18 protein-coding genes and 2 pseudogenes are annotated in these 20,940 nt (G+C 68.1%); 9 read left to right on the forward strand and 11 right to left on the reverse strand.

The window, feature by feature from the left end; genetic code table 11:
• Nucleotides 1-12: 12 nt before the first annotated feature.
• The 4 genes and pseudogenes from FOZ70_RS35155 to FOZ70_RS35165 all read right to left on the reverse strand — a co-directional run bounded on the left by FOZ70_RS35155 (nt 13) and on the right by FOZ70_RS35165 (nt 3,620).
• Nucleotides 13-1,335, reverse strand: a complete 1,323-nt coding sequence (locus tag FOZ70_RS35155; RefSeq protein ID WP_027791531.1) for a TIGR00366 family protein — start codon at nt 1,333-1,335, stop codon at nt 13-15.
• 206 nt (nt 1,336-1,541) lie between these two features.
• Nucleotides 1,542-1,889 (reverse strand): DUF1493 family protein, encoded by a 348-nt coding sequence (locus tag FOZ70_RS35160; protein WP_219707746.1) that lies wholly within the window; start codon nt 1,887-1,889, stop codon nt 1,542-1,544.
• Nucleotides 1,882-2,010: pseudogene (locus FOZ70_RS38570) on the reverse strand (STM2901 family protein); the annotation flags it as partial. The gene FOZ70_RS35160 and the pseudogene FOZ70_RS38570, both read right to left, overlap by 8 nt.
• A gap of 275 nt (nt 2,011-2,285) precedes the next feature.
• A complete protein-coding gene (locus FOZ70_RS35165; RefSeq protein WP_219707747.1) occupies nt 2,286-3,620 on the reverse strand; it encodes a chloride channel protein in 1,335 nt (444 codons plus the stop codon).
• Between the two features lie 649 nt (nt 3,621-4,269).
• Between FOZ70_RS35165 and FOZ70_RS35170 the strand changes: the two genes are divergently transcribed.
• Together FOZ70_RS35170 and FOZ70_RS35175 are read left to right on the forward strand one after the other, a co-directional pair.
• Nucleotides 4,270-5,412, forward strand: coding sequence for a porin (locus FOZ70_RS35170; protein WP_021159191.1), 1,143 nt, complete (start codon nt 4,270-4,272; stop codon nt 5,410-5,412).
• Nucleotides 5,413-5,626: 214 nt separating this feature from the next.
• Nucleotides 5,627-5,929, forward strand: a complete 303-nt coding sequence (locus tag FOZ70_RS35175) for a DUF4148 domain-containing protein (protein WP_021159193.1) — start codon at nt 5,627-5,629, stop codon at nt 5,927-5,929.
• Nucleotides 5,930-6,079: 150 nt separating this feature from the next.
• On the opposite strand, the gene FOZ70_RS35180 is transcribed toward FOZ70_RS35175, so the two are convergent.
• A complete protein-coding gene (locus FOZ70_RS35180; RefSeq protein WP_059814206.1) occupies nt 6,080-7,027 on the reverse strand; it encodes a LysR family transcriptional regulator in 948 nt (315 codons plus the stop codon).
• 199 nt (nt 7,028-7,226) lie between these two features.
• Between FOZ70_RS35180 and FOZ70_RS35185 the strand changes: the two genes are divergently transcribed.
• Nucleotides 7,227-9,410, forward strand: coding sequence for an FUSC family protein (locus FOZ70_RS35185; protein ID WP_219707748.1), 2,184 nt, complete (start codon nt 7,227-7,229; stop codon nt 9,408-9,410).
• Between the two features lie 173 nt (nt 9,411-9,583).
• The gene (locus tag FOZ70_RS35190) at nt 9,584-9,796 is read left to right on the forward strand and encodes a hypothetical protein (protein ID WP_048023078.1); all 213 of its coding nucleotides are present in this window, start codon (nt 9,584-9,586) and stop codon (nt 9,794-9,796) included.
• A gap of 144 nt (nt 9,797-9,940) precedes the next feature.
• Here the strand turns inward: FOZ70_RS35190 and FOZ70_RS35195 are convergent, their stop codons facing one another.
• Complete coding sequence (locus FOZ70_RS35195) at nt 9,941-11,050, reverse strand: P1 family peptidase (protein WP_219707749.1); 1,110 nt, start codon at nt 11,048-11,050, stop codon at nt 9,941-9,943.
• A gap of 64 nt (nt 11,051-11,114) precedes the next feature.
• Nucleotides 11,115-12,521 carry an APC family permease gene (locus FOZ70_RS35200; RefSeq protein WP_059552295.1) on the reverse strand — a complete coding sequence of 469 codons (1,407 nt, stop codon included), beginning with the start codon at nt 12,519-12,521 and terminating at the stop codon, nt 11,115-11,117.
• Between the two features lie 125 nt (nt 12,522-12,646).
• Here FOZ70_RS35200 and FOZ70_RS35205 point away from each other — a divergent pair, with 125 nt between their 5' ends.
• On the forward strand, nt 12,647-13,447 hold the full coding sequence (locus FOZ70_RS35205) for a helix-turn-helix transcriptional regulator (RefSeq protein WP_219707750.1): 801 nt from the start codon (nt 12,647-12,649) through the stop codon (nt 13,445-13,447).
• A 103-nt stretch (nt 13,448-13,550) separates the two neighbouring features.
• Here FOZ70_RS35205 and FOZ70_RS35210 read toward each other — a convergent pair whose 3' ends face one another.
• From FOZ70_RS35210 to FOZ70_RS35220, 3 genes are all read right to left on the reverse strand, one after another.
• Nucleotides 13,551-13,760, reverse strand: coding sequence for a hypothetical protein (locus tag FOZ70_RS35210; RefSeq protein ID WP_219707751.1), 210 nt, complete (start codon nt 13,758-13,760; stop codon nt 13,551-13,553).
• 13 nt (nt 13,761-13,773) lie between these two features.
• Nucleotides 13,774-14,079 (reverse strand): Panthothenate synthetase, encoded by a 306-nt coding sequence (locus FOZ70_RS35215; protein WP_021159202.1) that lies wholly within the window; start codon nt 14,077-14,079, stop codon nt 13,774-13,776.
• Between the two features lie 188 nt (nt 14,080-14,267).
• Nucleotides 14,268-15,707, reverse strand: coding sequence for a cytochrome P450 (locus FOZ70_RS35220; RefSeq protein ID WP_219707752.1), 1,440 nt, complete (start codon nt 15,705-15,707; stop codon nt 14,268-14,270).
• 87 nt (nt 15,708-15,794) lie between these two features.
• Here FOZ70_RS35220 and FOZ70_RS35225 point away from each other — a divergent pair, with 87 nt between their 5' ends.
• The gene (locus FOZ70_RS35225; RefSeq protein WP_219707753.1) at nt 15,795-16,730 is read left to right on the forward strand and encodes a helix-turn-helix domain-containing protein; all 936 of its coding nucleotides are present in this window, start codon (nt 15,795-15,797) and stop codon (nt 16,728-16,730) included.
• Between the two features lie 132 nt (nt 16,731-16,862).
• Nucleotides 16,863-17,693: a GntR family transcriptional regulator gene (locus FOZ70_RS35230; RefSeq protein WP_021159205.1), complete on the forward strand. Its 831-nt coding sequence runs from the start codon at nt 16,863-16,865 to the stop codon at nt 17,691-17,693.
• A 17-nt stretch (nt 17,694-17,710) separates the two neighbouring features.
• Here FOZ70_RS35230 and FOZ70_RS35235 read toward each other — a convergent pair whose 3' ends face one another.
• On the reverse strand, nt 17,711-18,955 hold the full coding sequence (locus FOZ70_RS35235) for a serine hydrolase domain-containing protein (protein WP_059707620.1): 1,245 nt from the start codon (nt 18,953-18,955) through the stop codon (nt 17,711-17,713).
• Between the two features lie 314 nt (nt 18,956-19,269).
• Here FOZ70_RS35235 and FOZ70_RS35240 point away from each other — a divergent pair, with 314 nt between their 5' ends.
• Both FOZ70_RS35240 and FOZ70_RS35245 read left to right on the forward strand, forming a co-directional pair.
• Nucleotides 19,270-20,154 (forward strand): LysR substrate-binding domain-containing protein, encoded by an 885-nt coding sequence (locus FOZ70_RS35240; RefSeq protein WP_048023088.1) that lies wholly within the window; start codon nt 19,270-19,272, stop codon nt 20,152-20,154.
• Between the two features lie 191 nt (nt 20,155-20,345).
• Nucleotides 20,346-20,940 (forward strand): annotated as a pseudogene (locus FOZ70_RS35245) (AEC family transporter); the annotation flags it as partial.

Here is a 20,940-nt window from a genome sequence, read left to right on the forward strand (position 1 = left end):
CGCCTCACGCCGTCAGAACAGATACATCCCCGCGACGAACACGACGCCCGAGAACAGCAGCGTCGTCACGCAGTACCCCATGATGTCGCGCACCCCGAGCCCGGCAATCGCCAGCGCGGGCAGCGCCCAGAACGGCTGCGCCATGTTGGTCCAGGCCTCGCCGTACGCGATCGCCATCGCCGCCTTGCCGAGATCGGCACCGAGCGCCTGAGCCGCCGGCATCACGAACGGGCCCTGCACGACCCAGTGGCCGCCGCCCGACGGCACCGCGAAATTGATCACGGCCGAACTCAGGAACGCGAGCAGCGGGAACGTATGCACGTTCGCGATATCGACGAACCACTTCGTGATCACGCCCGCGAGCCCCGAATGATCCATCAGCGCCTGGATGCCCGCGTAGAACGGGAACTGGATCATGATCCCCGACGCGCCGCGCGCCGCACCGGCCACCGCGCGCGCATAGGCCATCGGCGTACGGTGCAGCAGGATGCCGGCCGCGAGGAACGCGAGGTTCACGGTGTCGATGTCGAGTGCGAAGCCCTTCTGCACGAACTTCAGCACGAGGAACGCCGCACACAGCGCCGCGACGAACACCGACAACGCACGGCTCTCCTCCATCCGCTCCGCGAACGTCGCGTCGGGCCCGAGCTGGCGCTCGACGCTCGGCGGTTCGGCCAGCAGCGCCGGATCGACGCTGACCACGTCGCCCGGCTTCGGCATCATCAGGCGCGCGAGGAACGGCAGCATCACGATCAGGCCGATCGTGATGAACGCGTTGTAACCGGTGAAAATCGTCTGCGACACGGGAATCAGCCCGATGGTCTTTTCCATCGGGTTGCCCTTCGTCGCCGCGACGAGCGGGACCGAACCCGACAATCCGCCGTGCCAGCTCAGGAAGCCCATGTACGCGGACGCGACGAGCAGCCGGTAATCGCTGCCGGCCACGCGACGCGCCACTTCGCGCGCGAGCATCGCGCCGAGCACGAGGCCGAAGCCCCAGTTGATCGCGCACGCGAGCGCGCCGACGAACGCGACGAGCATCACGCCCTGCCCCGGCGTACGCGCGGTGCTCGCGAGCGCGACGAGCATGCGCTTCACGGGCGGCGAACTCGCGAGCGCGTGACCGGTGACGAGAATCATCACCATCTGCATCGAGAACGCGAGCAGGTTCCAGAAACCCGAACCCCACATCGTCGTGAGTTGGGCAGGCGTATTCGGCGTGAGGCCGAACGCGAGCGCGAACGTGACGATCGTCAGCAGGATCGCGAAAATCAACGGGTCGGGCAACACGCGGTGAACCACCTGCGTGAAAAAGCGGGAAATGCGCTGGATCAACTTGAGCTCCTCGTTTCCTGATAGGGACGTCCGCGCGTGTCGTTGTGGGTTGATGCGCGGAAACGCGCGGATTCTTGCATAGAACCGGCGGGCGCGCTTTGGCATGCGCGGGGCCGCGATCGCGCGGCGGTACCGACAGGGAAACAGGAACAAGTGGCGGGACGGGCTTGAGCCGCTTCGCAGCCGTGATCAGTGCATCGCGTTCGTCACACCGCCCAGCGCCCGCGCTCCGTCGCCTCGACCATCATGCCGAGTGTGAGCGACCGGCCACCCAGGATTTCCCGCGCCTTGTTGCTGAACGGCGATCTGACGACCGTGGCAAGGAACGAACCGATGCCGAGCTTCGCCGACGGGTAGTAATCGTGGATGTCGAACATGGACAAGTCGACGTCAAACGTCATGGCCCATCGCCGGACGAACGCATCGATGTGCTCCGGCTCCATATCGAGATCGTGATAGAGGTCTGTGTCCCGCATCAGTTCGATTCGATCGACTGGCAACTTGCCGATATCGGTCGCAATGAACGCTTCGAGGTTTTTCCACGCGTCAGCCATACAAACGATCCTCGGGCTTCACGATGCTGTTGTACGTGCCGATCGCGCGATAAGTGATCAGCGAGATATCCGTTGCCAGGAGTACCCAACCTGCTCCTGAAATGGCGCGCCCGACATTTGAACGAGCGGAAAAGGCTATCGTGAACGACTCGGGAGGGACAACCGCCCCATGGAAGCAAAGGCTGTCGCAAGCGTGCATTCCGACGCAAGCGATCGACCGGATATCGTTCCTTTAATGCGGCTCCACGCTTGCACTTCTGATCGTGACAGCTTCGTCGTGCAGCACGGGTCCTCGCGGCAATGGCTTGCCCTGGAACGGATACAAATCGTCAATTTTCGGTGACCCGTTGGCGACAAAAGCGCAAACGTCGTTCGCTTCCTGGCTGCATGTGCGCATTAACGCATCGCCGCCGCACGCTCCTTGACCACCTCCATCGCCTTCGCCCGCCCCTCACTCCACCGCTGCGCCACCCGATACGCGACAAGCGACCCGGCCACGGCAAACAGCATCGGCACGAGGCTGTCGTGATCCGCGCGGGTGAACTCGAGCAGCAGCACGACCGCCGTGATCGGCATCTGCATCGACGCGGCGAGAAACGCGGTTGCACCGACGAGCGCGCAGGCACCGATCGATGCACCCGGCCACACGAGGCTCCACAGCCCGCCGAGCACGACGCCGAGCAGCGCGCCGTTCGCGAGGCCCGGCGTCAGCAGGCCGCCTTCCGCGCCGGCCCGCAGGCTGCCGGCCTCGATCAGCACCTTCAGCACGAGCAGCGCAGCGGCGAGGCCGATCGTCAGCGTGCCGTCGAAACCCAGCGACGCCGGGCCCTTGCCGTTGCCGAGCAGTTGCGGCAAACGCATCGCGAGCACGCCGATCACCGCAAAGTTGAGCAGCGCGAGCACGGGCAGCCGCCCGTCCTTCGGCGCGTTCGCCCGGGCGCGCGTCGTGAGCCGCACGAAACCAAATGCGGCGAAGCCGAACAGCGGCCCGCAGACGATCGACCATGCCACCAGCGGCGTGCTCAGCACGAACGGCGGCACCGTGTACTGGTGTTCGTTGCCGAGGCCGATCCACGCAACGGCCGCCGCGATCGCCGACGTCGCGACCGCCACGACCAGCGCACGCAGTTCGAACGTGCCGAGCAGCACTTCGAGCACGAAGATCGCGCCGCCGAGCGGCACGTTATAGACGGCCGCGAGGCCCGCGCCCGCACCGCACGCGACCATCAGCCGGCAATCGTCGGGAGTGAGCCCCGCACGATGCGCAAGCTGCCCCGCCAGCAGCGATCCGATCTCGCGCGGAGCGACTTCGCGGCCGAGCGGCGAGCCGAGCGCGACGGTGACGATCTGCAGCAGCGCGTGAATCGTCGTGCTGACGACCGGCATCCGCGGATCGGCCGCGCGCACCGCGCGGCGGATGCTGACGAGCGGCCGGCCATACCGGTACAGCGCCCACCAGCCGCCGCCGGCGACGATCCCGCAGACGATCAGCACCGCGAGCCGGCGCAGAGGATCGGCGCCGGTCACGCCGGTGAGGAAGCTTTCGGTGCCGATCACGTGCGCGATGCTGTAGCCGAACGCGACGTGCTGGATCGCATGCAGCAGCAGCGCGAGCAGCATGCCGCCGAGACCCGCGCCGGCGCCGGTCAGGATCGTGACGACGGCCATGCGCGCGAACGGGCTGGCGGCCGGCGAAGGGGATGCGGGAGCGGACGGGAGATCGGGGCGCATGGGGTTCGCGAATGGGATCGAAAAAGACGGCGCGCAACACGCACGCCGTCGTCAGGTCCGCATCGTAGGCCGGCGACAATCATGAGACAAACGTATTTTTCGAATCGACTCATGCGTTTGAAGAATAGACAAAGACCGGCGGGTCGAGACAGCCCGAAGTTCACCGCCCGCTTCAATGCGGATACGTGATGCGTTCCGGTTCACGCCGCGGGATCGCCTTCCCGTTGCGGCGAATTCGTGAGAACGGCCGCGTGCTTCGAGTCGGCAGGTCGCGCGATCCGGTTGACGAGCCTGGATGAAGCGCGTCGACGTGTGCACGCGTCCGCGTTTGTACGCGAGTGCTGCCGGTCGTGAGCGTAGGCTCAGGCGAGCCACTCTCCGCGCGCCAGTCGCACCGATCCACCGCCGCGCCACGCCCCGCTCATGTTGCAACGACGCGACAGCACGCCCGCGACGGAGGGATATCGCCCGCGTGCGACCGTGCAAAAACCACCACCGTCACGCGCGCACCGCGCGTCGTGTCAGTTTTGTGAACGACTCTTGCCCGATCCGGAAAGGTGCGCTCGCGGCCCCCGGCGGCCTTGCGCGCGGGTTGCGTTCCTATACTTGCGCCGAACTTTTGTTCCCCTCCCACACGCAGGAGCCTCACTTGAAAAAAACCCTCGTCGCCGGCGCATGCACCGCCACGCTGTTCGCCCCGCTCGCTCACGCACAGAGCTCGGTCACGCTGTACGGCCTGATCGATGCCGGCATCGTCTACACCAACAACGCCAACGGCGCGTCGCTGTGGCGCCTGAACAGCGGCACCGTCAACGGCAGCCGCCTCGGGTTTCGCGGCACCGAGGATCTCGGCGGCGGCCTGAAGGCGCTGTTCGTGCTCGAGAACGGCTTCAACGTGAACAACGGCGGGCTCGGGCAGGACGGCAAGCTGTTCGGCCGCCACGCGTACGTCGGCCTGAGCCAGAGCGGCTATGGCACGCTGACGCTCGGCCGCCAGTACGACACGATGGTCGATTTCGTCGCGCCGCTGTCCGCCACGGCCGGCGACCTCGGCGACACGAGCTTCGCGCATCCGTTCGACAACGACAACCTGAACCACTCGCTGCGCATCAACAACGCGGTCAAGTACACGAGCGAGACGTATGCGGGCTTCAAGGTCGGCGCGATGTACGCGTTCTCGAACGCGACCAGCTTCGGCGCGAACCGTGCATACAGCGTCGCGGCGAGCTACACGAACGGCCCGCTGAAGCTGGCCGGCGCGTACCTGCAGATGAACGGCACGAAAGGCTCGACGAGCGCGAGCCCGGGCGCGACCGACGCGGCCGAAGCGAAGAGCCTGAACCAGGGCGGCTGGTCGATCGGCTCGGACCGCATGCGTTCGTACGGCGGCGGCATCAGCTACGGGTTCGGCCCGGCCACCGTCGGCTTCGTCTATACGCGCTCGCAGTACGACAACACGGGCTCGTTTGGCTCGACCGGCCAGGTCGCGTTCAACAACTACGACGTGAACGTGCGCTATGCGGTGACGCCGGCCGTCAGCCTCGGCGCGGCCTACGTGTACACGGACGCCAGCGTGTCGAACCCCGACAGCAGGCACGGCACCGATCCGAAGTGGCACCAGGTCGACCTGCAGGCCGTCTACAAGCTGTCGCGCCGCACGGACGTCTACGCGGAAGCGATGTATCAGCACGCATCGGGCCGCGGCTACCAGGCGTTCATCGACGGCTCGGGCGGCGCATCGAGCACCGCGAACCAGATCGTCGGCACGATCGGCATGCGCACGCGCTTCTGATCGACGCAATGCATCGCCGCCCGACGCTCACGCACCTGCGTTCGCATGCGGGTTCGTTCGCGGCGGGCGGCGCATCAATGTTGTTCCATCTGGAAGGCAGCCTGCCTGGAATCGGGGTTTTTACGCGCTCGGGCGCTGCGTAGACTGCCAGCGAAGGTCGGGGGCACGCATCGCGCGTCGCGCCGGCCACCTACCCCGTACCCAGGAGAACCTCGTGAAATCGCTCGTCGTTACCGCCGCCGCTGCCGTCCTGCTCGCTGCACCGGCCCTGTCGTTCGCCCAGTCGGCAAAGTCGCCCGTCACGCGCGCGCAAGTGCTGCAGGAGCTGATCGACCTCGAATCGGTCGGCTACAACCCGGCGCGCGGCGAATCCATCAACTATCCGGACGACATCCTGGCGGCACAGGAGCGGCTCCACGAAAAACGCCTCGCGCAACAGAAGGCCGCGCACGCCGCATACGGCCCTGCCGGCGAGCCGGCAACGGAATCGGGCGCGGCGGCAAAGCCCGCGCTGTAACGTCATGACGATGCGCCGCGCCCACGGGGACGATGTACCGTGGGCGCGGCGAGTCGCGTTGGCGTGATTGGCGAAATTCGCGTGAAGAGAAGCAGCCGGCTGAAAAGAAGAAGCCGGCGATACGGCGATACGCCGATATGCGTCGGCCGCTCAGGCGGCCTGCGGTTCGCGGTCGATCGCGTTCAGCATCTCGACGTCGCGCGCGATCATCCCCGGCACCTGCGCACGCAGCATCTCGACCCACGTCCGCACCTTCGCATCGACGAAGCGGCGCGACGGATACAGCGCGTACACATTCATCTTCTGCAGGATGTGCGCGGGCAGCACGCGCACGAGCGTGCCGTCGCGCAGCGCGTCGATCGCCGAGTAAAGCGGCAGCATGCCGATCCCGATGCCGTCGCGGATCGCGAGCGCGAGCGATTCGGCCGTATTGGTCTGCACCGGCCCCGCGACGTGGATCTGCTCGACGCCCTCGGGCCCTTCGAGCACCCATTCGTGCGTCGGGAACGCCGGCGTGCACAGCGTCAGGCACGCGTGCGCGGCGAGATCCTGCGGACGGGTCGGCGCGCCGTGGCGTTTCACGTAGTCGGGCGACGCGCACAGGATGCTGAAGGTCGAGCCGAGCAGGTGCGACACGAGTTCCGAATCGGGAAGCGACGACGCGGTCACGACGGCCATGTCGCTCGTCCCGTCGAACAGGTCGGGCATGCGCTGCGACAGCGACAGCTCGATCGACACGTCCGGAAACTGCGCGTGATAGCGCGTCAGTGCGGGCAATACATAGTGATGGCCGACGCTCGCGAAGCTGTGCATGCGCAGCACGCCGGCCGGCCGTTCGTGCGCGCAGCTCGCTTCTTCTTCCGCGCGGTCGACGTCGGCGAGGATCTGGCGGCAGCGCCGCAGATAGCTTTCGCCGGCCGACGTGAGCGCGAGGCGGCGCGTCGAACGATTCATCAGACGGGTACGCAGGCGCGCCTCGAGCTCCGACACCGCGCGCGACATCGCACCCGTCGTCGAATTCAGCGATTGCGCGGCGGCAGTGAAACTGCCCGTCTCGACGACACGCGAAAACACCCGCATGTTTTGTAGGGTATCCATTCCTGTGAGCAACCTGTAGCGGAGCCGCTATTTTCCTCCACTGGATGCGACAGATTGTTACTCCGGCTGCAACTATCGTTTCCCGGCAGCTGCGTTAATGCGCGGGCGCCGCGCTCCTACAATCGGCGCCTCATCAGTCGAACGGACCCGTTCGGACGTGCCGTGCACCTCGCCGGCCCCGTACCGGCCCCCTCTTTTCATGAAGCCACAACCTGCGATCGAGCGACCTTCCATCGAACCGGCACGATGGAGAGCATGGCTCGATCCACTCGGCGACGCGGCACGCGACTGGGCCGCGAGCGACGGGCTGATCTGGCTGCACCTCGCGAAAACCGTGTTCGCGGCGCTGCTTGCGATGGGCATCGCGATGCGCCTGGAGATGTCGCAGCCGCGCACCGCGATGACGACCGTGTTCGTGCTGATGCAGCCGCTGTCGGGAATGGTGTTCGCGAAGAGTTTCTACCGCGTGCTCGGCACGGCGGCCGGTCTCGTCGCCGCGCTCGCGCTCGGCGGGCTGTTCGCGCAGCAGCCCGAGCTGTACATGGCCGGCATCACGCTGTGGATCGGCAGTTGCATCGCGCTCGCGGTGCGCAACCGCCACTTCCGCTGGTACGGCTTCGTGCTCGCCGGCTATACGGCCGCGCTGATCGGCCTGCCGGCCGTGATGACGCCGCAGACGCTGTTCCAGTCCGCGCTCACGCGCGCCGCGGAAGTCGCGCTCGGCATCGCCTGCTCGGGCGCGGTCAGCGCGCTGATCCTGCCGCTCAGCTCCGCGAAGGCGCTGATGCGCTCGCTGGGCACCCGCCATGCGACGTTCGCGGCGTTCACGGCCGGCGCACTCGCGGGCGATGTCGCGCGCGGCGATTTCGAGCGGCGCTTCGCGGATTTCGTCGACGACATCGTCGGCTTCGAGGCCAATCGCGCGTTCGCGTCGTTCGAGGATCCGCACATTCGCGCGCGCAGCCGCCGGCTCGCGCGGCTGAACAGCGAGTTCATGAACGCGTGCACGCGGCTGCATGCGCTGCACCAGCTCGTCAAGCGGCTGCGCGCGAACGGCTCGGACGCGGTGCTCGATGCGCTCGCGCCGCATGTCGATGCGCTCGCGCAGCGTTTCGCCGCGCTGCGCGACGAGCGGCAACGCGGCATCGCGCCGGCCGCCGGTGCACTGCTCGATCTGCGCCGCTTCCACAGCGCGTTGCCGAAAGCCGCGCGCGCCTCGAGGCGAAACATCGAGGAACATGCGCCCGGCGGCCTGCTCGACTTCGATACCGCGATCGAGCTGCTGTACCGCTTCATCGGCGAATACCTCGGCTACGCCGACACCTATGCGTCGCTCGATCAGGACGACCATGCGTTCGAGCGCTCGGTCACGCATTACGCGGTGAAGACCAATACGTTCTTCGTCGGCTTCGCGTTCCTGCGCACGGTCGTCGCCGTCGGTGCGATGAGCGTGTTCTGGATCGCCTCCGAATGGCCAAGCGGCCCGCTTGCCGTGACCGCCACCGCGATCGCGTGCGCGCTCAGCTCGACGTCGCCGCGTGCGCCGAAGTTCGTGGCGCAGATGAGCGTCGGCGCGGCGTTCGCGAGCGCCGTCGGCTACCTGTTCCTGTGCTACGTGTATCCGAACATCGACGGCTTTCCGCTGCTGTGCGCGGCGCTCGCGCCGGTGCTCGGCGTCGGCGCGTTTCTCGCGATGCGGCCGGGACTGTCCGGCTACGGAATCGGCTTCGCGGTGTTCTTCTGCCTGCTCGCCGGCCCCGACAACGCGATCGCGTATACGCCCGAGGTGCTGATCAACAACGGCCTGGCCGTCGTCATCGCGATGCTCGCGTGCTCGCTCGTGTTCGCGGTCGTGTTCCCGACTCACATGCCGTGGCTCACCGGCCGCATCGCGCACGACCTGCGCCGCCAGGTCACGCTGGCGTGCGACGGCGCGCCGGACGGCCTCGCGCAGCGTTTCCAGTCGAGCACCCACGACCTGATGGCGCAACTGCGCACGCTGCTCGTGCGGCGCACGCGGCAGCATCGCGACGCGCTGCGCTGGATGCTGTCGACGCTCGAAGTCGGCCACGCGGTGATCGACCTGCGCGACGAAATGAACGCGTTCCGCGCATCGAAACCGCCGCAGACGCTGCGCTGGACCGGCTCGGTCGACGCGGTGCTGCACGAGCTGCCGCGCTTCTTCGACGATCCGACGCCCGGCCATCACGCACGCACGCTGAAATCGGTGAATCTCGCGATCCGCGCCGCGCAGCACGCGCTGCAGGCGTGGTATGCGGTGCCCAACGAACGGCATCGCATGCAGCGCATCGTCGGCTGCCTGCACTTCATGCGCAGCGCGCTGCTGGACAAGGACGCGCCGTTCAACCGGCATCGCCATTGATGCCATCGATGCCATTGATGCCATCGATGCCCGTGACGATCGGTGCGTGCGCAACGGGATCCTTGTTCCGGATGGAAATATGCTCTACAGGCGCGGTGATTAATCTTTAAGCAGTGCGAGCCTATAGTTTCCTCACTGCCAGCGAGACTGGCACTCACCCAGGAGAAACCGAAATGAAGCCGCTGCACCTCGCCCTCGTTGCCCTGTCGCTCACCGCTGCTGTCGCTCACGCACAGCCGGCACCGGCAGACGCCGCTCAGCAACAGGCGAACCGCGTCGAAACCGTGAAGGCCGCCGGCCGCGTCGATCGTACGCAATCGAAGCAGGAAGACCCGAACGCCTGCGTCGGCCCCGTCAGCTTCTGCAACATCTACTTCGGCAGTTGAGCATGACGCCGCGTCGTCACGGCCAGGCCCGCACCGCCCGCATGACCTGCGCGGGCGAGCGGCGGCCCGGCCGATCGCGGCCCGGCCGATCGCCGCATCGCCGCTCCACCCCACGCCGCTTCGATTGAAGCGGCGCATGCCGTTTCAGGCGCCGCGTCCCGGCCGCCAGCCCACCTCGCGCAACGCATCCAGCAAGCGCGCCTGCCCCAGCCCTTCGACCCGCGCACCGCGCGACTCGACGTCGCCGCCCGCGACGAGCGCGTTCACGATCGCTTCCTCCACCGCTTCCGCCGCCGCGACGAACAACGCGGAAATATGGTCGTTGTTGACCATCTTCACGCCGGTGGTCGGCGCACCCTTGCTGCCGTAGTTCGCCACCGGCAGGCCGTCGTTGCCCGTTGCGAACGCAAGGAAGATGTCGCCGCTCGAATCCTCGGTGCCGCCGCCGACCCGCGCGAGCCCGACGCTGGCACGCTGCGCGAGCCGCGTGCATTGGTGGGGCAGCAACGGCGCGTCGGTCGCGATCGTCACGACGATCGAGCCCATCCCGGCCTCGCCCTGGGCGTCCGGCGCACGGAACGGCGAAGGCACGTGCCGCAGCACTTCGCCGACCGGATAGCCGGCCACGCGCAGCATCTCGCGCACGCCGTAGTTCGCCTGGACGAGCGCGCCGACGGTCCAGCCGCCCGCATCGGCCGCGAGCACGCGCGACGCGGTGCCGATGCCGCCCTTGAACTCGTGGCAGATCATGCCCGTGCCGCCGCCCACGCCGCCTTCGGCAACCGGGCCCGTCTGCGCGACGGCCAGCGCGCGCTGCACATGCGCGGCGCTCACGTGCTGCCCCCAGATGTCGTTCAGCAGGCCGTCATAGGTTTCCATCACGACCGGCATGCACCAGTACACGCGGCCCGCCGCCGCTTCGCGTTCGTTCGCGACGAGTGCATCGCGCACCGCGCCGACGCTGTGCGTGTTCGTATAGGCGATCGGCGTGGTGAGCAGCCCGGCTTCGCGGATCCATTCGAGCCCCGTTGCATCGCCGTTGCCGTTCAGCACGTGCACGCCCGCGAAACAGGGCGAATCGTGCGCGGCGCCCGCGCGCGGCTCGATGACGGTGACGCCGGTGCGGATCGATGCGTCGCCGTTCTCCTCGTTCAGCGTGCAATGTCCGACCCGCACGCCCGGAACGTCCGTGATCGCGTTGAAGCGGCCCGGTGTGCCGAGTCCGATGCGGATGCCGAGTTCCCTCGTGCGCATGATGCAGTTCCTCCAGTCTTTCAGTGGTTCGGTATATCGGTGTCGCATGGTGTCGATCCGTCGCTCAGAGCGCGCGGAATGCCTCGCTGTGTCGCGCCCACACCCCGTACATCACGAGTGCGGCGACCAGCAGCCCACCGATGATGATCAGGTCGGTCGGCTTCGTTGCCGTCGCCAGCGTCGTGTAGAGCGTGTACGCGGCACCCGCCACCGCGACGAGCGGCGTCACGGGCCACAACGGCATCCGGTAATGATGCTCGACGTCGCGGCGCACGAACCGGCTCGCGAGCGCGGCCAGCCCGACGACCAGGTAGATCAGCAGCAGCAGGTCGACCGTGAACGCGGTCAGCTCGTCGAGGCTCGACACGAACACGAGCCCCGCCGACGGCACCGCCAGCGCGATCGTCGCGAGCCACGGCGATTCGAGACGCGGGTGGATCGTCGAGAAGGCACGGTTGCAGGTGCGCGACCAGAGCGCGTGCCGGCCGCTGCTGTACAGCAGCCGGCCCATCGTGATCACGATCGCGATGATCGCGTTGAACACCGACAGGAATATCCCGCCGCTGACCACGCGTGACACGGCCGGGTTGCTGAGCGAACGCACGACATAGCCGATCGGGTCGGCACTCTTCGTCAGCTCGGTCAGCGACGGCGCGCCGAGCACGATCGCGGTGAGCGGAATCAGTTCGACGACGAGGATCACGAGCAGCGAGTAGATCACCGCCTTCGCGACGTTGCGGTTGCCGCCGCGCAGGTCTTCCGCGAGATACGCGGCCGATCCGAAGCCGTTGTAGCAGAAGATCGCCGTGCCGATCGCCGGAACGATCGCGGCCAGCGTCGCGGGCACGAGCGCGTTGCCGCTCGCGACGACCGGCGCGACCAGCGCGTCGGCGCCGCGATGCGGGGAACCGAAGCCGAGGCCCGCGATCAGCATCAGCACGCCGATCTCGACCACCAGGAACGCACCCGTGATCCACGCGTTCGTCTTGATGTTCAGCATGCCGAGCAGGTAGCTGAGCAGCACGATCGTCAACGCGACCGACTGGTTGCTGAAGTGCGTGCCGAGCGCATTGTTCAGGTAAGGCGCGGCGCCGCTCGCGAGCACGGCCGGGATGAACACGCTGACGGACAGCACCGTGATGAAGGTCAGGTAGCCGGGCAGCGTGCCGAACACGCGCTTGGCCATCACGTACTCGCCGCCCGCGCTGCGGTGCGCGGCGCTGAGTTCCGCGTAGCAGAGCGCGAACGCGAGCGCGAGCACGCCGCCGAGCACGAACGACAGCACGGCGCCGCTGCCGGCCTGCTGGATCGCGAACGGCGCGATCACGAAGATCGAGCTGGCCGGGGTCACGCCCGATACGGTGATCATCACCGCATCGCGCACGCTGAGCGTCTGCGACAGCGCGCGCGGCGCGTCCTCCGTTGCAGGCGCCGCTTGCAGCGTGCCCGTCGATTCCGACATCATCGCCATTTCGTTTCTCCTGTTCCGCGCATTTTTGAACGCCCATACTCGGGCCCGACTGATTGCGTGGCAGTCTAGGAAGCCAATTTCAGGACTGCTATTCCCCCTTCGTGTTACGCCCTTCCGGTGGTGGTATGGATCGTCTCTTTTCCGAAATCGCGATGCACCAGGCGCTCGGCCGCGCAATCGATCATCTCGGCCAGCCGCGCTTCTGGCGCTTCCTGGTGCTGCTGCTCAATGAAATGGTGCCGTTCGACAACGCGCTCGCGACCGCGATCGGCCCCGACGGGGTGCCGCTCGTGCTCGAGGAATACGACACGGGCGGCACCGATGCCGCGTCGCCCGTGCCGCTCTACCTGAACGGCGTGTATCTGCTCGACCCGTTCCTGCAGGCCGCGCACGACGGGCTCGCCGACGGCTGTTACCGGCTCGAGGAAGTCGCGCCCGACCTGTTCCGGCAGAGCGAGTATTTCCTCAGCTATTTCCGCGACGCGGTGGGCGACGACGAGATCCAGATCCTCGTGCGGCCGAGCGCCGACATGCTGCTGTCGCTGTCGCTCGGCGCGGGCACGCGTTTCGACGTCGAGCCGCTCGGCAAGCTGACGGCCGCGATGCCGTGGGTGCTCGCGGCGATCCGGCAGCACTGGCGGCTGGTGGGCGACGCGGCACGCGCGACGCCCGACGCCGATCTCGGCGCGCGGGTCGAGCAGGCACTCGCCCGCTTCGGCGCGGGCGTGCTGACCGATCGTGAAATGTCGATCGCGAGAATGGTGCTGCGCGGCAACTCGTCGAAGGCGATCGCCGAGCGGCTCGCGATTTCGCCGGAAACGGTGAAGGTGCACCGGCGGCACCTGTACGCGAAGCTCGGGATTTCTTCGCAGCCCGAGCTGTTCTCGCGCTTCATCCAGGCGCTGGGGGAAAACGCGGCCGGATGACCGCCCCGATCCGGACGGATGGCAACCGGCGGTCTTCACGTTCCTGCCGGAACCCGGCGCCACGGAGGGGAATGCCGGCGGCGCAGCGTCCGACATGCGAGATTCAATGGAACGAACGGTTCTTTTTCGTATGCGTTGCCGCGGCGGCGCTGAGCGGCCTGCTGTTGCTGTTGCTGTTGCTGCTGCTGCTGCTGCTGTTGCGACCGAAGGACAGGCAGGCGGCGAACGTCGAGCCGCCGCCGGCTGCGCGATAGCCGGCGCGCGAACGCCGCGCGATGCCGCTCACCCGGTTTTCGGGCAGCGGCACGCGCATGCGCGGCTCCCGGCTACCGCCACTTCGCGCCGAGTTGCGCGAGCCCGGCGTTCCGGAGATCGTCCGGCAACATCACCACGCGGAACTCGCAGTCGGCATTCAGCATCAGGAACCACGGCTCCGCGAGCGCGGGAATCTGCGACGGGTCATCCACGTTGACGATCGCGACCGCCCCGCGACCGCCACCTTGCTCCGTGAAATACACGGCCTCCGGCTTGACCGCTTCGAGTATTCGCGAGATCACGTCGCCGACGCTGCCGTCCCGCACCAGCGTGTTGAACGGCTCGTGTGGGATTCGTATGTTGAGAAGCATGCGCATGACCATCCTCCTTGGGCACCACCCGGCCTGGGCCCTTCAAGCATAGGTGCTGCGCGATGCCGCGCCAGTGGCGCCGAAAACGATTGCCGGCACGCCTTCACATTCCGACGATTCGACGACACCGCATCGCGCGCACGGTGTGCGCTCGCGCGATGCCGGCCCCGTCGAATCGGCCGCTCATGTCTCCATCATTCGGAGACCGTATCGGCCGCCAGCCCGGTCGGCGCGATCGCCAGATGCAACGCCTGCCGCGGTCGCAGCGTCACGTTCAGCACCGCGCGCGGCGGCGCCATGCCGGGCGGCACCGACAGCACGTAGCGCTGCAGGACCATGGCGGCCACGACTGTCATCTCCGTCATCGCCAGATGCTGCCCGAGGCACACGCGCGGGCCCGTGCCGAACGGCATCCAGGCGCCGCGCGGCAGCGCCGGCGCATCGTCGGCGAAGCGTTCGGGGCGGAACGTATCGGGCTCGGGAAACCATCGAGGATCGCGCTGCATCAGTTGCAGCGGCAGCATGAACAGCGTGCGCGCGGGAAACTGCCACGCGCCCAGCGCGATCGGCCGCGCTGCGCGACGGCTGATCAGGATCGGCGCGGACGGGTACAGGCGCAGCGTTTCGTCGAGCGTCTGCGACAGGTAACGCAACGACGTGCGCGTCTCCGAGGACGGCGCACGACCGCCCAGCACGCGGGACACCTCGTCGCGCGCGGCGGCTTGCACGGCCGGATTCGCGGCCATGCACCATGCCCACCAGGTCAGCGCCCCGGCGGTCGTCTCGTGGCCGGCCAGGAACGCCGTCACGCATTCGTCGTGCACGGCCCGCAGCGGCCATTTCCGCGCATCGGCCCGATGCAGCCGCAACAGGCGTGACAGCAGATCGTCGGGCCAGGTACGCTCGGGCCGGTCGAGGCGCGCATGCAGCTGCCGGTCGATCACCCCTTTCAGCACCGCCATCGCGCGTGCCGTGCGGCGCTTCCACGGCACCCAGCTCGGCGTGTTCACCGGCTGGTAGAACGCCGCGTTCGCCGCGGCGCTCACCACGCGCACCGCCTCTTCGGCCGCGCGCGCATCGCCGCCGATCGTATCGGAGAACATCGTGCGCATGATCACGTCCATCGCCAGCGACGTCAGCGCGCTTTCGATCGGCCACTCCGGATCATGCGCGGGCCATTGCGCGAGCGCATGACCGGCCGTCGCCGCGATCGCCGGAACGAACGCCTGAACCGGCTTCGGCATGAAGCCGGGCTGCAGCGCCTGCCGCTTGTCGCGCCACGCATCGCCCTCGGCGACCAGCACGCTTTGGCCGTGGACCTCCGCGAAGACGCGGATGGCGCGCTCCCAGCGCCCGAGCGCATCGTGGTGCGTGACCAGCAGCTCGCGCACGAGCGCCGGATCGGTCACGACCACGGCATGCTCGGGCCACACGCGCAAGTGCACGACGTCGCCATAGGTGCGCTGCCAGTCGCCAAGCGCGCCGATCAGGTCGCGCGACATCGTGCGCAGCAACCCCCAACCCGTCAGGGCGGCGGGCGGCCCCGGCGGCCATACGCCGGGCGGGTGAAGCACGGGCGCCGCCGCAGCGGTGCCCGCGTGGAATGGACATTGGGAAGAGGATCGTGTGTTCATGTGCCGGATTCTCCGCATCGGTGCGGCGGCGGTCTTGAACGCAAACGACATCGACACGCGTTGGCCCCGTCCCTATACTGCGGCGTCATGTTCTCCGGCCCGCCATCGATTCCGCTGTCATGTCCCGATCCGCTTGCCCGCGCGCCTCGCGTCGCGGGCGGCGGGCGGCTGCCGCATGCGCGGCTGCATCCCGCGCCTGCCGCGCTGCAGGGCGCGGTGGTCGCGATCGTTCTGTGCGACTCGCGCGGCGTCGCGTCGAGCGACGCGCAACGGCTTTCGCATTTTCCGGCCACGCCGCTCGTCTGCGTGTCGTGGTACCGGGATCTCGACGTGGGCTTCATCGAGTCCGCCCCCGACGGCCCGCGGTGGCGCCCCTTCGGCGCGGCGGCGACGCTGTCGGGCAGCCATTCGTCTCCCACCGTCGCGTGGGCGCCGACGGGCGGGCTGATCGGCATGATCTGTTTCACCGCCGACGCCGCGCGGACGTTGTTCGGCATCGCGCTGCCGGACATCCACGACCGCGTGCTCGATGCCCACGCGTGCCTCGGCCGCGACTGGCACCCGCTGCTCGATGCACTGCTCGGCGCCGATGGCGACGCTGATGTGCTGGCGGCGATCGATCGTCATCTCGCGCCTCGCTGGCGGGCGCTGCGGCCCGCGACGCCGCTGTCTTCGCTTCGCAATGCGGGGCGCAGCTGGGTCGAGCGTCTGGCGCTGCAGGCACGCGAGTGGCGCGGCACGCACAGCCCGCGCCAGGTCGAACGGCGCATCAAGACCTACAGCGGCCGATCGCTGCGCGAATGGCAGGCGCTCGTCAGGACGGAAAGCGCGTTCTTCGCGGCGCGCGACCGGTTCGAAGCCGGCACCGCGTTCAACTGGGCGACGCTCGCGCTCGACGAAGGATTCGCCGACCAGGCGCACCTGAGCCGCGAGGTCAAGCGCATCACGGGATTCTCGCCGAGCGAATTCACGCAGCGCTTCATCGAAGACGAATCGTTCTGGATGTACCGGCTGTGGGTGTGACGCACGGCGGCGTCACGGCCCGGCCTCGCGAATGGCGCCATACATTCCAAGAGTAGAATGTTGGGCATTGACAGGCGCCATGCCTGCCCCGCCCGGTCACCCCGCCACCCGCACCATTCCAGGAGCCCGTGATTGAACCCGTCGTCGCCCGCCGAACGCAAAGGGGTCGCCCTTTATGCGCGGATTGCCAGCCTGCTTCGCGGACGAATCCATCAAGGCGAGTGGAAGCGCGGCGACCAGTTGCCGCCGATTCCCGAGCTGTGCGCGTTCTATCGGGCGGGCACGATCACGGTGCGCCAGGCGCTGGCCGAACTGAGCGCCGAAGGGCTCGTGAGCAGTGCCCGCGGGCGCGGCACGTTCGTCACGGCCGATGTCCTCTCTCCCCCGGATAACCCGGCGCTGCGCGCCGCGATCAACGATCCGCTGCAACTCGCACCCGGCCAGACCCTGCGCGTGCTGCTGCGCGAAGCCGTGACCGCGCTGCCCGCCGCGTTGCAGACGGGCCAACCCATGCGCGCCGCCTACATGCGGATCCGCACGCTTCAGCTGCACGACGGCGCGCCTTACGGCGTGATGGACAGCTACGTCGCGCGGGAAACCTACGACCGGTTTCCGAAGGGCAGCGACGCGCGGCGCAAGGTCGGCTATCTCGTCCGTCAATACAACCGTCTTCCGCTCGCGAAGGCCCGCCAGGAAATCACGGCCGCCTATGCGGACCAGGAGACGGCCGACCTGCTCGCGTCGGACGGTGCCGACTTCAGCATGGCCGACATGCTGATCCGCATGCGCCGCTGGTGGACCGACGGCGACGGCTGCATCGTCCATGCGGGGCTCTACCTGTATCGCGCCGACCGTTTCGTGCTCGACATCACGCACGATCTCGACGGTAACGACCGGAGCGCCGACTTGATCCCGTCACCGCGTGCCGGAACCCGGAAAGGCACGCGCAAGCCGGCGGCCTGACCCGCCTGCCCCGCCCTTCAAGCCGCCGCGTCGCCATCGCCGTCGCACATCGCCCCGTAGACCCAATGCCGCAGGTCGCGGCGAATCCGGTATGTCGTCGACGGCAGAAGCTGCGTCATGAACACCACGATCAGGTCTTCGGCCGGATCGATCCAGAAAGCCGTGCTGGCGCCACCGCCCCAGAAGTAATCGCCGACGCTGCCTGGCTGCATCGTCGCGGCAAGGTCCTGCGTCACGGCGAAGCCGAGCCCGAACCCGAGCCCCGGATACACGGCCTCGCTGAACGTGGAGCGCGACATCCGGTCGAGCGTCCGGCCGCCGGGCAGATGGTTGATCGTCATCAGTTCGACGGTCTTCGGGCTCAGGATCCGGTGCCCGTCGATCGAACCGCGGTTCAACAGCATCCGGCAGAAGCGCAGGTAATCGCCGGCCGTCGACACGAGCCCGCTGCCGCCCGAAGCCAGCGCCGGCGGCCGGCGAAACGCGCTGGTCGCCGGGTCGTCCTGCAGCACGAGAGCGCCATCCGGGCCCGGGCAATAACACGCGCACAGGCGCTCGGCCTGCTCGTCCGGCACGAAGAAACCGGTGTCGGGCATGCCGATGGGATCGAACAGCGCATGCTTCAGGTAGTCGGCAAACGGCTGCCCGGAGATCTTCTCGACGAGATAGCCGAGCACGTGCGTCGCGACCGAATAATTCCACTCATCGCCCGGCGAGTAGTCGAGCGGCAGCCCGGCCAGATCCGCGATCATGCCGTCGAGACCGCCCGGGTTGCCCGGTTCGCCGATCGCGAGTTCGCGGTACGCGGCATCGACGTTCGTCCTGGCCTGGAAGAAATACGACAACCCCGCCGTGTGGCGCAGCAGATCCACCATCAGCATCTCGCGGGCAACCGGCCGGGTCTGGAACCCGCCGAGGCTCCGTGCGCCGGCCACGGCGACGCCCAGGTCCTTCCATGCCGGAATCACACTCGACACGGGATCGTCGAGCGCCACCCGACCCTGCTCGACCAGCGTCATGAACGCGACGCTCGTGATCGGCTTGGTCATCGAATAGATGCGGAAAATCGCGTCCTCGCGCATCGGCTTCGCGCGCTCGACATCCATGGAACCGACGACGTTCACGTGCGCCAGCTCGCCACGGCGATGGATCATCGTCACCGCCCCCGGCAAGCGCCCGGACGCCACGTACCGTTCGTTCAGCCGCATGTCGAGCGCTTTCAGCCGCTGCGACGACAAACCCGGATATGCCACCTTGGTCATGCCCCTACTCCTCTTTCCACTTCGGTCTCGACGCGCCGGAACCCGCGCCCGCCTCGCTTCGGGCAGCGCGCTTGCCCGGTCCAAACATTCTAAAAATAGAACTATATCATTTTGAAGAATGCGTGAACCGGCGCGACGCGTCGGCAACATGCGGCGCGTCTCATGTGGGCCGGTTGCCCGATTCGAGGCGCGCGGGCATGATGTCGCGAGCCCTGGCGGCTGCCTTGCGAACCCCGTTTCCCCTCGTCGCATTTCGAATGCGCCGGCCGGGCTGCGTTTCGCACACGGCTGCCTCTTCCCACCTCAGCCCGTTTATGTCACTCCGCGCCTTCAGAACGCTGGTCGCCATCGCCCGATACCGGACTTTCGCGCGCGCCGGCGAAGCCATCGGCCTCACGCAATCGGCGGTGAGCCTGCAGATCAAGACGCTGGAAAGCGAATACAACGTGCAGTTGTTCGATCGATCGCGCCGGCAGCCGGTACTCACCGAGGCCGGCAACATCCTGCTCGCGCAGGCCGAGCAGGTGCTCGCGCTGGTCGACCGGATTCCCGATGCGCTCAGCGACGAGAAGAAGCTCGTCGGCCGCCTGCGGATCGGCGCGATCCAGACCGCGCTGTCGGGCCCGCTGCCCGACGCGCTGCTCGCGCTGCGCGCTGCGCATCCGGGGCTGCGCGTGCACGTGTCGGCCGGCATGTCGGCCGAACTGGCGAACCGCGTCGCGGCCGGCGAACTCGATGCGGCGATCACGACACGCCCCGTGCGCCCGCATCCGGCGGAACTCACGTGGACCACACTGTACGAGGATCGCTTCTGGCTGCTCGCGCCGCCGGACCAGGCGGAACGCGACGCGGGCACGCTGCTCGGCGCGCTGCCGTTCATCCGCTTCGATGCGCAGGCGTGGGCCGGCCGCATGATCGCCGCCGAACTGCGCCGCATCGGCGTGCGGGTGCGCGAGGAGATGGTGCTGGACAGCGCGGAAACGATCGCGCGCATGGTCGCGCGAGGGCTCGGCGCGGCGATCGTCGCACTCCCCGATTCGACGCTCGCGCGCCTGCCGCCCGTCACGCGCTTGCCGTTCGGACAGCCGCAGATGGGGCGCGCGGTCGTCCTGCTCGAACACCAGTCGCGTCCGGCCGAACGTTTCGCGCGCGCGCTGGCAGCCGAAGTCACCGCGTCATCGATGAGAATTTCTCATTGAACACCCGATAATTAACCATTATTCCTGTTGCTTGCGCGTGTTAACTTGGCGCCATCGTCACTCTTTCGCTTGCGTGTCGCCATGTTGCCCGCCGGATGGATGCCCGCCTCGTTCCGCCGTTTTGCGTGCCAGCCGCTCGCCGCGGCCCGCACGGCCTGCACGGTCACGCCGCCTCATGTGAAGGCGCCCCGATGATCGGCCCGATCCTGCTCGCGCTGGCGCCGGTCGCGCTGCTGGTCGCGTGCGGCCACGGCCTGCGGCGCACGGGCTTCATCGCCGACGCCTTCTGGCCGCAGGCCGAGCGGCTGTGCTACTACGTGCTGCTGCCCGCGCTGTTCGCGGACGGCCTCGCGAACGCGCGGCTGCAGGCGCTGCCCGTTTTACCGCTCGCGGCGGCGCTGGTCGGTTCGACCGCACTCGCCGCGGCGCTTCTCCTGCTGGTTCGCCCGTTCGTGCGGGTCGACGGCGCCGGCTTCACGTCGGTGTTCCAGGGTGCCGTGCGCTTCAACAATTATGTCGGCACCGCGCTCGCGGCCGGGTTGTTCGGCGCAAAAGGCATCGCACTCGCGGCCGTGTGCGTCGCGGCGATCGTCCCGACCGTCAACCTGATGTGCGTACTCGTATTCGCGCGCTACGGCAGCACGCGGCTCGGCGCGGCGGCCCCCGCGCGCCAGATCCCCTCGAACCCGCTCGTCGTCGCCTGCCCCCCCGGGATCCCGATGCACGCCCGCGGCGTCCCCCTCCCGCCCGCCCTCCAGCCGGCCCTCGCCCCCCCCCGCCCCCCCC

The organism is Burkholderia sp. COPS (assembly GCF_019425585.1).
Classification (GTDB): Bacteria; Pseudomonadota; Gammaproteobacteria; order Burkholderiales; family Burkholderiaceae; genus Burkholderia; species Burkholderia cepacia.

Excerpts from the sequence above, each read along its gene's own strand:
- FOZ70_RS35165 (WP_219707747.1), bottom strand. The coding sequence starts at position 3,620 with ATGCGCCCCGATCTCCCGTCCGCTCCCGCATCCCCTTCGCCGGCCGCC.
- FOZ70_RS35195 (WP_219707749.1), bottom strand. The coding sequence starts at position 11,050 with ATGCGCACGAGGGAACTCGGCATCCGCATCGGACTCGGCACACCGGGC.
- FOZ70_RS35240 (WP_048023088.1), top strand. The coding sequence starts at position 19,270 with ATGTCACTCCGCGCCTTCAGAACGCTGGTCGCCATCGCCCGATACCGG.
- FOZ70_RS35160 (WP_219707746.1), bottom strand. The coding sequence starts at position 1,889 with ATGGCTGACGCGTGGAAAAACCTCGAAGCGTTCATTGCGACCGATATC.
- FOZ70_RS35215 (WP_021159202.1), bottom strand. The coding sequence starts at position 14,079 with ATGCGCATGCTTCTCAACATACGAATCCCACACGAGCCGTTCAACACG.
- FOZ70_RS35205 (WP_219707750.1), top strand. The coding sequence starts at position 12,647 with ATGGATCGTCTCTTTTCCGAAATCGCGATGCACCAGGCGCTCGGCCGC.
- FOZ70_RS35220 (WP_219707752.1), bottom strand. The coding sequence starts at position 15,707 with ATGAACACACGATCCTCTTCCCAATGTCCATTCCACGCGGGCACCGCT.
- FOZ70_RS35185 (WP_219707748.1), top strand. The coding sequence starts at position 7,227 with ATGAAGCCACAACCTGCGATCGAGCGACCTTCCATCGAACCGGCACGA.
- FOZ70_RS35210 (WP_219707751.1), bottom strand. The coding sequence starts at position 13,760 with ATGCGCGTGCCGCTGCCCGAAAACCGGGTGAGCGGCATCGCGCGGCGT.
- FOZ70_RS35190 (WP_048023078.1), top strand. The coding sequence starts at position 9,584 with ATGAAGCCGCTGCACCTCGCCCTCGTTGCCCTGTCGCTCACCGCTGCT.
- FOZ70_RS35235 (WP_059707620.1), bottom strand. The coding sequence starts at position 18,955 with ATGACCAAGGTGGCATATCCGGGTTTGTCGTCGCAGCGGCTGAAAGCG.
- FOZ70_RS35180 (WP_059814206.1), bottom strand. The coding sequence starts at position 7,027 with ATGGATACCCTACAAAACATGCGGGTGTTTTCGCGTGTCGTCGAGACG.
- FOZ70_RS35225 (WP_219707753.1), top strand. The coding sequence starts at position 15,795 with ATGTTCTCCGGCCCGCCATCGATTCCGCTGTCATGTCCCGATCCGCTT.
- FOZ70_RS35200 (WP_059552295.1), bottom strand. The coding sequence starts at position 12,521 with ATGGCGATGATGTCGGAATCGACGGGCACGCTGCAAGCGGCGCCTGCA.